This is a genomic window from Streptomyces sp. NPDC052496 (assembly GCF_040679095.1).
Taxonomy (GTDB): Bacteria; Actinomycetota; Actinomycetes; order Streptomycetales; family Streptomycetaceae; genus Streptomyces.
Genome location: NZ_JBFAUH010000004.1, coordinates 346,405 through 357,537, shown reverse-complemented (window position 1 = coordinate 357,537; position 11,133 = coordinate 346,405). Strand labels below are relative to the sequence as shown.

Here is an 11,133-nt window from a genome sequence, read left to right as displayed (position 1 = left end):
AAACGCCCGGTTACATTTCGAACCCGGAAGCTAAGCCTTTCAGCGCCGATGGTACTGCAGAGGGGACTCTGTGGGAGAGTAGGACGCCGCCGAACTCCTTGTGAAAGTGGGAAGCCCCGCACCGTATGGTGCGGGGCTTTCTGCGTTGTGCTGCCGGACGGTCGCACTCCGGGACGGTCGTGCCCCAGGACGGCGGTATTCCGGTGACGCCGGCGGGCCGCCCCACCGGCTATCTGGGTGATTGTCCGGCAGTGTCCGGACAGGGGGCCCGCGGTGTGCGGTGCGGGAGCGGCCAGGTAAGGTCAGGGGGCATCGTCGGTACGTTCCCACAGGAGGCCCCCGGGTGGAGGTCCAGGAGACGCGCGTCCAGACGGATCGTGTCCTCACCATCCCGAACATTTTGAGCATGGCTCGTCTCGTCGGCGTGCCGGTGTTCCTGTGGTTGATCCTGTGGAAGGAGTTCGGCGGCCCGGACACCAAGTACTGGGCGCTGCTGGTCCTGGCGCTGAGCGGCGTCAGCGACTACCTCGACGGCAAGCTGGCCCGCCGCTGGAACCAGATCAGCAGCCTCGGCCGGATCCTCGACCCGGCCGCCGACCGGCTCTACATCCTCTCCACCCTGGTCGGCCTGACCTGGCGCGGAATCCTTCCGCTGTGGGTCACCGCGGCCCTGCTCGCGCGCGAACTGATGCTGCTGATCGCGGTCGCGGCCCTCGCCCGCCACAAGTACGGCCCTCCCCAGGTGAACTTCTTGGGGAAGGCGGCTACATTCAACTTGATGTATGCGTTCCCGTTGCTGCTGCTCAGCGACGGAGAAGGCTGGCTGCACACGCTCGCTGAAATTTTCGGATGGGCGTTCGCCGGATGGGGTACAGCACTGTATTGGTGGGCAGGGATCCTCTATGTGGTCCAGGTCCGCCGACTCATCAAGGCGGACACCAAGGCCGACTGAACTCGCCGTAGGTTTTCGCACCCGGCCCGACCGGGTGCCGAAGACGGAGAACGGTAACTCTCCCGGACGGGCGAAGTCGGCAGGACCGTCGTCTGTTTCGAGGAGGACGCTTCCGACATGAAGGCCGTTGTGATGGCCGGTGGTGAAGGCACCCGCCTTCGCCCCATGACGTCGAGTATGCCCAAGCCGCTGCTGCCCGTGGCCAACAGGCCGATCATGGAGCATGTGCTGCGGCTGCTGAAGCGGCATGGGCTCAGCGAGACCGTAGTGACCGTGCAATTCCTGGCGTCGCTCGTCCGGAACTACTTCGGTGACGGCGAAGAGCTCGGTATGGAGCTCACCTACGCCAACGAGGAAAAGCCGCTGGGGACCGCCGGCAGCGTGAAGAACGCGGAGGAGGCGCTCCGCGACGACGCTTTCCTCGTGATCTCCGGAGATGCGCTCACCGACTTCGATCTCACCGACCTGATCCGTTTCCATAAGGAGAAGGGCGCGCTCGTCACCGTCTGCCTCACGAGGGTTCCCAATCCTCTGGAATTCGGCATCACGATCGTCGATGAGGAAGGCAAGGTCGAGCGCTTCCTGGAGAAGCCGACCTGGGGCCAGGTCTTCTCCGACACGGTGAACACGGGCATCTACGTCATGGAGCCCGAAGTCTTCGACTACGTGGAGCCCGACGTCCCGGTGGACTGGTCGGGTGATGTCTTCCCGCAGCTCATGAAGGAGGGCAAGCCGGTCTACGGCTATGTCGCCGAGGGCTACTGGGAGGACGTCGGCACCCATGAGAGCTATGTGAAGGCCCAGGCCGACGTCCTTGAGGGCAAGGTCGACGTGGACATCGACGGCTTCGAGATCTCGCCGGGTGTCTGGGTCGCCGAGGGCGCCGAGGTGCATCCGGACGCCGTGCTGCGCGGTCCGCTGTACATCGGTGACTACGCCAAGGTGGAAGCCGGCGCGGAGCTGCGCGAGCACACCGTCGTCGGGTCGAACGTCGTCGTCAAGACCGGCGCCTTCCTGCACAAGGCCGTGGTGCACGACAACGTGTACATCGGCCAGCAGAGCAACCTGCGCGGCTGTGTGATCGGCAAGAACACCGACATCATGCGGGCCGCGCGGATCGAGGACGGCGCCGTCATCGGCGACGAGTGCCTCGTCGGTGAGGAATCGATTGTTCAGGGCAACGTCCGGGTCTACCCGTTCAAGACCATCGAGGCCGGCGCCTTCGTCAACACCTCGGTGATCTGGGAGTCCCGCGGCCAGGCCCACCTGTTCGGCGCGCGGGGCGTCTCCGGCATCCTGAACGTCGAGATCACCCCCGAGGTCGCGGTGCGGCTCGCCGGCGCGTACGCCACGACCCTGAAGAAGGGGTCCACGGTCACCATCGCCCGCGACCACTCCCGGGGCGCGCGGGCGCTGAAGCGCGCGATGATCTCCGCGCTGCAGGCCAGCGCCATCGACGTACGCGACGTGGAGAACGTACCGCTGCCGGTCGCCCGGCAGCAGACGGCCCGGGGCAGCGCCGGCGGCATCGTGGTCCGTACGACACCGGGCGTACCGGACTCCGTCGACATCATGTTCCTCGACGAGCGCGGCGCCGACCTCTCCCTGGCGGGCCAGCGCAAGCTGGACCGGGTCTACGCGCGCCAGGAGTACCGCCGGGCCTTCCCCGGCGAGATAGGCGATCTGCACTTCCCGTCCAGCGTCTACGACTCGTACACCGGGTCGCTGCTCAGGTCGCTGGACACCGAGGGCATCGGCGAGGCGGGTCTGAAGGTCGTCGTCGACGCCTCCAACGGCAGCGCCGGCCTGGTGCTGCCGAGCCTCCTGGGGCGGCTGGGCGTCGACTCGCTGACCATCAACCCCGGCCTGGACGAGTCCCGGCCCACCGAGACCGCCGATGCCCGGCGCGCCGGCCTGGTCCGGCTCGGGGAGATCGTGGCCTCCGCGCGGGCGGCCTTCGGTGTGCGCTTCGACCCCGTCGGTGAGCGGCTGTCCCTGGTGGACGAGCGCGGCCGGATCATCGAGGACGACCGGGCGCTGCTGGTCATGCTCGACCTGGTGGCCGCCGAGCGGCGCAGCGGCCGGGTGGCGCTGCCGGTGACCACGACCCGTATCGCCGAGCAGGTGGCCGCGTACCACGGTACGCAGGTCGAGTGGACGACCACCTCGCCCGACGACCTGACCCGGGTGGGCCGCGCGGACCACACCATCTTCGGTGGCGACGGCCGCGGCGGCTTCATCGTCCCGGAGTTCAGCAGCGTCTTCGACGGCGCGGCGGCGTTCGTACGGCTGATCGGGCTGGTGGCGCGTACGCAGCTCACGCTCAGCCAGATCGACGCGCGGATCCCGCGGGCCCATGTGCTCAGGCGGGACCTGGCGACGCCGTGGGCCGTCAAGGGCCTGGTCATGCGCCATGTGGTGGAGGCCGCCGGCGACCGGTCGGTGGACACCACCGACGGCGTACGGGTGGTGGAGGCCGACGGCCGCTGGGTGCTGGTGCTGCCGGACCCGGCGGAGGCCGTCACCCATCTGTGGGCGGAGGGCCCGGACGACGCCTCGGCTCAGCAGCTGCTGGACGAGTGGTCGGCGGTGGTGGACAGCGCCGGCCGCTGACCCCCGGCGGGCGCGACCGCGTCCTTACCGTCCCGTGACCCCACCGGCGTGCCGCGATTCGGCACGCCGGTGGGGCCATTGGGAGACTGCGGCGCCGACGTGCGACGATGTGCGGCATGTCGCAGCAGCGCCCCGATCGGAGCACCCCCCACCAGGCCTCGCGCCCCGATGCCTCGATGTCGCTGCTGACCAATGTCATGGACCACGCCCTGGACGACGGGTACGCGGAGGCGGCGGCGCGCAAGGCGGAGGCGGGGGTGCGCGGCCTGCCCCGTACCTTGCGCGCGAAGTTGGGGCTGGCGGCGGGCCTGGTGCTGGCCGCGGTGGTGGTGACGGTCGGTGCCGCCCAGGCGCGGATATCGGCACCCACCCTGGCCAAGGAGCGCGAAGAGCTGATCAACCGTATCGAGCACGGCACGGCCGACGCCGACGCGGTGCAGAAACGGGTCGACGCGCTCCGCGACGACGTGGGTGCCATGCAGCGCGAGGCGTTGAAGAAGCACGGCGGCGACCGGGCCGAGCTGCTGGCGCTGCTGGCCGGTTCGACGCAGGTGACCGGGCCCGGGGTGAAACTGGTCGTCGACGACGCCAAGTCGGCGAAGTCCAGTGGCGGCGGTCCGCGGGAGAGCACCGGGTTCTCGGACACCGGGCGGCTGCGCGACCGCGATCTGCAGCGGGTCGTCAACGGCCTGTGGGCGTCCGGTGCCGAGGCGGTCTCCGTCAACGGGCAGCGGCTCACCTCCCTCTCGGCGATCAGAGCCGCGGGAGACGCCATACTGGTCGACAACAAGCCGCTGGTGCCGCCGTACACGGTGCTGGCGGTGGGGGACGGGCACCGGCTCGCGACCGCGTTCCAGGACAGTGCGGACGGTCAGTACTTGGACGTCCTGCGCAAGAACTACGGGATCCGTACGAAGATTTCCGCCGAGAACGAGGTCACGCTGCCGCCCGCGCCCAGTTTGATCGTACGTACAGCACAGCCGAAGGCCGGCGCCGCGGGTGGCGCCGACACAGGGAAGGGCACATCGTGATCGCCGTACTGGGCCTCATCGTGGGAGTCGTGGTCGGGCTTGTGGTCCGGCCGGTGGTGCCGACGGTGGTCGAGCCCTACCTGCCGATCGCTGTCGTCGCGGCGCTGGACGCCGTCTTCGGCGGTCTGCGCGCGATGCTGGACGGCATCTTCGACGACAAGGTCTTCGTCGTCTCGTTCCTGTCCAACGTGGTGGTCGCCGCGCTCATCGTCTTCCTCGGCGACAAGCTCGGCGTCGGCGCCCAACTGTCCACCGGTGTGGTCGTCGTACTGGGCATCCGCATCTTCTCCAACGCCGCGGCCATCCGCCGGCACGTCTTCAGGGCCTGATGCCGATGGCTACGGACGAGAACCCCGAGCGGGACGAAAAGGCGGAGCGGGGCGGTACGGCGCCGGAACCGGACCGGCCGGCCGACCGACGGCCGATGCCCCCGGAGAGCCGGGCGCGGGCCCCGCAGGACGGCCAGGGACACGCCGCGGACGAGGCGCCGCAGGCGGGTACGGAGCGGGCGGCGAAGTCCGCCACGCGGGGGCCGGGGATGACCGGGCGGCAGCGCCTGGTGGCCGGTCTGTGGCCGCCGCGGCTGACCCGCGCTCAACTGATCGTCGCCCTGCTGCTGTTCATTCTCGGACTCGGCCTGGCAATTCAGGTACGTTCCACGAGTGACAACAGTGCACTACGGGGTGCGCGGCAGGAGGACCTGGTGCGCATCCTGGATGAATTGGACAACCGTTCGCAACGCCTGACGGATGAACAGCGCAGGCTGGAGGGCCAGAAGACCGAGCTGGAGAACAGCTCGGACCAGGCCGAGGAGGCCCGGAAGCAGACCGTGGAGAAGGAGCAGCAGCTCGGGGTGCTGGCGGGGACGGTGGCGGCCCAGGGGCCGGGCATCAACCTCACCATCAACGACCCGACGCACTCCGTCGAGGCGGACAAACTGCTGGACACCGTCCAGGAGTTGCGGGCGGCCGGCGCCGAGGCCATTCAGGTCAACGACGTACGGATCGTGGCCGATTCGTATCTGTCGGACGTCCGTGGCGGCGTGGAGGTGGACGGCAAACGCGTCACCCAGCCGTACCGTTTCAAGGTGATCGGCAAGCCCGAGGACCTGGAACCGGCGCTGAACATCCCTGGCGGTGTGGTGCAGACTTTGGAAAAGGAGCAGGCCACTGTGTCTGTGAGCCGTGACGAGAAGATCATCGTGGACGCCTTGCGGGAGGCGAAGCGGCCTGACTACGCTCGGTCGTCATCGCGGTGAGCCGGCGACGTGGGGGCACGCCCCGGGTCGGGCACGAGGTAGCGGGGGGTCGGCGCACCGTACGGGTGCCGCGTGGTGGAAACTGTGTGAAGGCCACGGACGTTAACAGGATGTCCGGATCGGCCGGTGTGTGCATCGAGGGTTCGTCCTGCCCCACGGGCGGGTCTGTTTCGTTCAAGGGGAATCGCCCGTGAAGTTGTTTGCAAAGCTGTTCGGCAAGAGCGCACGCCAGGAGGGCGGCAGTGGCGCGGCGAAGCACCGTGCCCAGGGCCGGCCCGAGGAGAGCGGTGCCGGCGGGGAGCGTCCGCTCTTCCGCGACCAGGTCGGTGGCCCCGGGGCGCCGGGTGACCGTTCTGTTGACCCCTCCGTGCCCGGCCGCATAGGTTCCCAGGGGCCGTCGGCCGCGAACACGGGTGGAGGGGTTGCCTTGCCGGTCTGTCAGAGGTGCGGTCACCGCAACGCCGAGGCGAGCCGGTTCTGCTCCAACTGCGGAGCGCCGCTGCGCCCCGGAGCGCAGGCCGAGCGTGCCTCCGAGACGACCTCGACCATCTCCATCTCGGGGCTGGAGGCGTACGACGCGGAGACGACGGGCCAGACCCAGATCCCGTCGCTGTCGCCCGAGGCCCAGGCGGCCGTCGAGGCGCTGCCCATGGGCTCGGCCCTGCTGGTCGTGCGCCGCGGGCCGAATTCGGGCAGCCGCTTCCTGCTGGACGGCGACCTGACGACGGCCGGGCGTCACCCGCAGAGCGACATCTTCCTGGACGACGTGACGGTCTCGCGCCGGCACGTCGAGTTCCGCCGCGGCCAGGACGGTTTCACCGTCGCCGACGTCGGCAGCCTGAACGGCACGTACGTCAACCGTGAGCGCATCGACTCGGTGCCGCTCGCCAACGGTGACGAGGTCCAGATCGGCAAGTTCCGGCTGGTCTTCTACGCGAGCCAGCGGGGCGTCGGCTTCTGACCGGCCAAGGAAGGCATATGCACCGCACTGCGCCGGGGGGTGCCGGGTCCGCCGGTACCACCTCGGACGGCAAGCTGATGAGCATCGGTACGGTGCTCAACGCGCTGCGCGACGAGTTCCCCGAGGTCACCATCTCCAAGATCCGTTTCTTGGAGGCCGAGGGGCTCGTCGAGCCGCGGCGTACCCCGTCCGGATACCGCAAGTTCAGCGCGGACGACGTCGCCCGGCTGGCGGCCGTCCTGCGGATGCAGCGTGACCACTATCTTCCGCTGAAAGTGATCCGCGAGCACCTGGACGCGCTCGCGCGCGGCGAACAGGTGCAGCTGCCGGCCCCTGCCGCGCCCGCGGGGGAACTGTTCGAGGGGCTGGGCGAGCCGGCCGGCGACCGGCCCACGGCCGCCCGGATCGGCCGGGCGGAGCTGCTCGCCGCCGCGGAGGTCGAGGAGGCGGAGCTCGCCGACTGGGAGGCGTACGGGCTCATCGTCCCGGACGCCGACGGCGGGTACGACATCGAGGCCGTCACGGTCGCCAAGCTCGTCGCCGAACTGGGACGATTCGGACTGGAACCCCGCCATCTGCGGGCGGTCAAGGCTGCCGCCGAACGGGAGGCCAACCTGGTCGAGCAGGTCGTGGCGCCGCTGCGCCGCCACCGCAATCCGCAGACCAGGCAGCATGCCGAGGCCACGGCCAGGGAGCTGGCCACCCTGTCCGTACGGCTGCACGCGGCACTGGTCCAATCGGCCCTGCGGGTCCGGCTGACGTGAGCAATGGGTGGCCCGACTACCCAAACCGGCCGGGCACGTCCTAGGGTTGCTGTGTGAACGAGCTCGATGTCGTGGGTGTCCGGGTGGAAATGCCTTCCAACCAACCGATCGTGCTCCTACGGGAGGTAGGAGGCGATCGTTACCTGCCCATTTGGATCGGGCCGGGGGAGGCCACCGCCATCGCCTTCGCCCAGCAGGGGATGGCCCCTGCCAGGCCGCTGACGCACGATCTCTTCAAGGATGTGCTGGAAGCGGTGGGCCAGGAATTGACCCAGGTCCGCATCACGGACCTGCGCGAGGGGGTCTTCTATGCCGAACTGGTCTTCGCCAGTGGTGTCGAGGTCAGCGCCCGGCCGTCCGACGCCATAGCGCTGGCGCTGCGTACCGGTACGCCGATCTACGGGACCGACGGGGTCCTCGACGACGCGGGCATCGCCATCCCGGACGAGCAGGAGGACGAGGTGGAGAAGTTCCGCGAGTTCCTCGACCAGATCTCGCCCGAGGACTTCGGCACCAACAGTCAGTGAGCCGGGTGCGCGGAGGGCCGTCTTCCGCGCATTCGAGTAGCCTTTCCCCGTCCGGGGGCACGAGAAACCACTCGCAGGGTGATTATCACTCGGCGTGGCGAGCGCGGCGATCGTTGACGCACCCCGAGTGACTGCATACCGTCGATAAGGCAGGTCCCGTCCGGGACGTGGAGGACGGAGGTCGGCGTGGCAATCACCGGCGACGGTACGGCGGCGGAAGGGGCGTTGCCCCTCCACCCCGGGGCTGTTGACCGCACCCCGGCACAGACTGCCGAGGTGCCGGGGGACCGCGGTGCGGAGACCATCGGCTACCGCGGCCCGACGGCGTGCGCGGCCGCGGGCATCACCTACCGCCAGCTCGACTACTGGGCCCGTACGGGGCTCGTCGAGCCGAGCGTGCGGCCCGCCTACGGGTCGGGCACCCAGCGGCTCTACAACTTCCGGGACGTCGTCGTCCTGAAGATCGTCAAGCGGTTGCTGGACACCGGGGTCTCCCTGCAGAACATCCGCACCGCCGTCCGGCACCTGCGCTCCCGCGGGCTGTCCGACCTGGCGAGGATGACCCTGATGAGCGACGGTGCGACGGTCTACGAGTGCACCTCGCCCGACGAGGTCGTCGACCTGCTCCAGGGCGGGCAGGGCGTCTTCGGCATCGCGGTGGGCGTGGTCTGGCGCGACGTGGAGGGTGCGCTGTCGCAGCTCCACGGGGAGCGCGTGGACACCGGCGAGACACTGGTCCGGCACAACCCGCACGACGAACTGGCGCGCCGGCGCAACCGGGCGGGCTGAGCGCGCGGACGTACCGGGCGTGCGGCCGTACGTACGGGGCGGGCGGCGTCGGCCGGGACAGCGGGGCATGCGTCGGCGTATCGAGGCGTGCGGCTGTCGCGTACGCCCGTCATGGCGGCCTCGCGCGCCTCTGCCGCATCAGCATCCACACGACACCGCACACGGCCCAGACGCCTCGTACAGCGCCTCTCAGTGCGCCTCAGGGGCGTTCCGCCGGGCGGCCCGGCGGGGCCGGTCGGCGCGATTGTCAGTGGTGTGGGGGAGCATCAGTCGTGTGAGACGTGCGCCGACGATCCTGCATCTGGACATGGATGCGTTCTTCGCGGCCGCCGAGCAGGCGGCCAAGCCGAGCCTGCGCGGAAAACCCGTGGTGGTCGGCGGGATCGGCCCGCGCGGCGTGGTCTCCACGGCGTCGTACGAGGCCCGGGTGTTCGGCGTGCGCTCCGCCATGCCGACCGCCCAGGCCCGCCGCCGCTGCCCGAACGCGGCGTACCTGACCCCCCGCTTCACCCTGTACCGCCAGGTCAGCGACCAGGTCATGGAGCTGCTCCACGAGCTGTCGCCACTGGTGGAGCCGCTCAGCCTGGACGAGGCGTTCGTGGACCTGGAGGCGGGCGGCGTCGAGCCGGACACCGCGGCGGTGCGGGCGGTGGGGGAGCGGCTGCGGCGGGACATCGCCCGTAAGACGGGGCTGACCGGGTCGGTGGGGCTGGCCGGCGCCAAGATGCTGGCCAAGATCGCCTCGGAGCAGGCCAAGCCGGACGGTCTCGTGGTCATCGAGCCGGGCACGGAACGGGAGCTGCTCGGCCCGATGACGGTGCGCACGCTGCCCGGCGTCGGCCCGGCCACGGCGGAGACGCTGCGCCGGGCGGGCATCCACACGGTCGCCGAGACGGCCGAGGCGGGCGAGGCGGAGCTCGTCCGGCTGCTGGGCCGGGCGCACGGCGCCGGGCTGTACGCGATGGCGCTGGGGCGCGACGAGCGGCCCGTGGTGGCCGAGCGGGACGCGAAGTCCATATCGGTCGAGGACACCTTCGAGGTGGACCTGACGGACCGGACGCGGGTGCGGGCGGAGGTGACGCGGCTGGCGGACCGGTGCGTGCAGCGGCTGCGGGCGGCCGGGCGGTCGGGCCGGACCGTCGTGATCAAGGTGCGTAACTACGACTTCTCGACGCTGACCAGGTCGGAGACGCTGCGCGGACCCACGGACGACCCGGGGGTGGTGCGGGAGGCCGCGGCCCGGCTGCTGGACCTGGTGGACACGACGGGCGGGGTGCGGCTGCTGGGCGTGGGCGTGACCGGGCTCGCCGACTTCACGCAGGAGGACCTGTTCGCCCAGCTGGCGACGGAGAAGGCCGCCGAGGAGGAGGCCGAGCGGGAGCGCCGGGCGGCCGACGAGGCCGCGCGGATGGCCGCCGACGAGCCCGAGCGGCCCCGGCGGTGGCTCCCGGGGCTCGACGTGGTCCACGACGAGCACGGCGCCGGCTGGGTGCAGGGCAGCGGCGTGGGCCGGGTGACCGTACGATTCGAGCAGCCGTGGAGCGGACCCGGGCGGGTCCGCACGTTCCCGGTCGACGACCCCGCGCTGCGGCCCGGTGAGCCGCTGCCGCTGGTGGGCGGCGGGCCGGAGGGGGACCGGAAGGACACCGGCGCCCCGCCCGGTCCGGGCACTCCGGACCCCGCCCCGCCCGGTCCGGGCACCCCGGATCCTGCCCCTTCCGTCCCGGGCACCCCGGATCCTGCCCCTCCCGTCCTGGGCAGCCCGGACCCCGATCTTTCCGGAACGGGCACTCCGGCCCCTGGCCTTCCCGGCGCGGGCACCTCGGCCCCCGCCCCTCAGTCCTCCGCGCCCGCCACTCTCCCGAACTCGGTGTCGGCCGGTGCGGCGTCCGAGCCGGGCACGGGATCGGGGGCCGGGATGTCCAGACGGTAGTGGTGGTAGAGCTGTAGTTCCTGCTCCGGCGAGAGGTGGCGGCCCACCCCGAAGTCCGGCGCATCCCGGATCAGCTTGCGGTCGTAGGGGACGTGCAGCGCCTCGTCGACCAGATCGCTGGGCTCCAGGGGTACGAACGCGTCCCGGCTGAAGATCCCGGTGCGTACGGCCGCCCATTCCGGTTCACCGGTCGCGTCGTCCAGGTACACCTCGTCGACGGTGCCGATCTTGGTTCCGTTCTTGTCGAACGCCTTGCGGCCGATCAAGCTGCGGGGATCGATATCGGTCTGCACGGTCCCTCCAAG

At 70.5% G+C, this 11,133-nt stretch carries 11 protein-coding genes and 1 rRNA gene; 11 read left to right on the top strand and 1 reads right to left on the bottom strand.

Annotated elements, in window-relative coordinates; translation table 11 throughout:
- From rrf to AB0L45_RS08695, 11 genes are all read left to right on the top strand, one after another.
- Positions 1-95 (top strand): 5S ribosomal RNA (gene rrf / locus AB0L45_RS08745); the annotation flags it as partial.
- 248 nt (positions 96-343) lie between these two features.
- On the top strand, positions 344-952 hold the full coding sequence (locus tag AB0L45_RS08740) for a CDP-alcohol phosphatidyltransferase family protein (RefSeq protein WP_030019924.1): 609 nt from the start codon (positions 344-346) through the stop codon (positions 950-952).
- Positions 953-1,069: 117 nt separating this feature from the next.
- Positions 1,070-3,565 carry a mannose-1-phosphate guanyltransferase gene (locus AB0L45_RS08735; protein ID WP_365837477.1) on the top strand — a complete coding sequence of 832 codons (2,496 nt, stop codon included), beginning with the start codon at positions 1,070-1,072 and terminating at the stop codon, positions 3,563-3,565.
- A 116-nt stretch (positions 3,566-3,681) separates the two neighbouring features.
- The gene (locus tag AB0L45_RS08730) at positions 3,682-4,596 is read left to right on the top strand and encodes a DUF881 domain-containing protein (RefSeq protein ID WP_365837475.1); all 915 of its coding nucleotides are present in this window, start codon (positions 3,682-3,684) and stop codon (positions 4,594-4,596) included.
- Complete coding sequence (locus tag AB0L45_RS08725) at positions 4,593-4,925, top strand: small basic family protein (protein WP_003984969.1); 333 nt, start codon at positions 4,593-4,595, stop codon at positions 4,923-4,925. Before AB0L45_RS08730 ends, AB0L45_RS08725 begins: the two co-directional genes overlap by 4 nt.
- Before the next feature lie 5 nt (positions 4,926-4,930).
- The gene (locus AB0L45_RS08720) at positions 4,931-5,854 is read left to right on the top strand and encodes a DUF881 domain-containing protein (RefSeq protein WP_365837473.1); all 924 of its coding nucleotides are present in this window, start codon (positions 4,931-4,933) and stop codon (positions 5,852-5,854) included.
- 190 nt (positions 5,855-6,044) lie between these two features.
- On the top strand, positions 6,045-6,815 hold the full coding sequence (locus AB0L45_RS08715; RefSeq protein WP_365837471.1) for an FHA domain-containing protein: 771 nt from the start codon (positions 6,045-6,047) through the stop codon (positions 6,813-6,815).
- A gap of 17 nt (positions 6,816-6,832) precedes the next feature.
- Positions 6,833-7,579, top strand: a complete 747-nt coding sequence (locus AB0L45_RS08710) for a MerR family transcriptional regulator (RefSeq protein ID WP_365837469.1) — start codon at positions 6,833-6,835, stop codon at positions 7,577-7,579.
- Positions 7,580-7,632: 53 nt separating this feature from the next.
- Positions 7,633-8,106 (top strand): bifunctional nuclease family protein, encoded by a 474-nt coding sequence (locus AB0L45_RS08705; protein WP_003984965.1) that lies wholly within the window; start codon positions 7,633-7,635, stop codon positions 8,104-8,106.
- A gap of 186 nt (positions 8,107-8,292) precedes the next feature.
- Positions 8,293-8,895: a MerR family transcriptional regulator gene (locus tag AB0L45_RS08700; protein ID WP_365837467.1), complete on the top strand. Its 603-nt coding sequence runs from the start codon at positions 8,293-8,295 to the stop codon at positions 8,893-8,895.
- Positions 8,896-9,169: 274 nt separating this feature from the next.
- Positions 9,170-10,828 (top strand): DNA polymerase IV, encoded by a 1,659-nt coding sequence (locus AB0L45_RS08695; RefSeq protein ID WP_365837465.1) that lies wholly within the window; start codon positions 9,170-9,172, stop codon positions 10,826-10,828.
- Here the strand turns inward: AB0L45_RS08695 and AB0L45_RS08690 are convergent.
- Positions 10,732-11,121 carry a PRC-barrel domain-containing protein gene (locus tag AB0L45_RS08690; protein WP_030019932.1) on the bottom strand — a complete coding sequence of 130 codons (390 nt, stop codon included), beginning with the start codon at positions 11,119-11,121 and terminating at the stop codon, positions 10,732-10,734. The genes AB0L45_RS08695 and AB0L45_RS08690 overlap by 97 nt on opposite strands.
- Between the last annotated feature and the right edge of the window lie 12 nt (positions 11,122-11,133).

What these genes read in the sequence shown, in the direction of transcription:
- AB0L45_RS08735 (WP_365837477.1), top strand. Translation starts at nt 1,070, where the DNA reads ATGAAGGCCGTTGTGATGGCCGGTGGTGAAGGCACCCGCCTTCGCCCC.
- AB0L45_RS08730 (WP_365837475.1), top strand. Translation starts at nt 3,682, where the DNA reads ATGTCGCAGCAGCGCCCCGATCGGAGCACCCCCCACCAGGCCTCGCGC.
- AB0L45_RS08720 (WP_365837473.1), top strand. Translation starts at nt 4,931, where the DNA reads ATGGCTACGGACGAGAACCCCGAGCGGGACGAAAAGGCGGAGCGGGGC.
- AB0L45_RS08710 (WP_365837469.1), top strand. Translation starts at nt 6,833, where the DNA reads ATGCACCGCACTGCGCCGGGGGGTGCCGGGTCCGCCGGTACCACCTCG.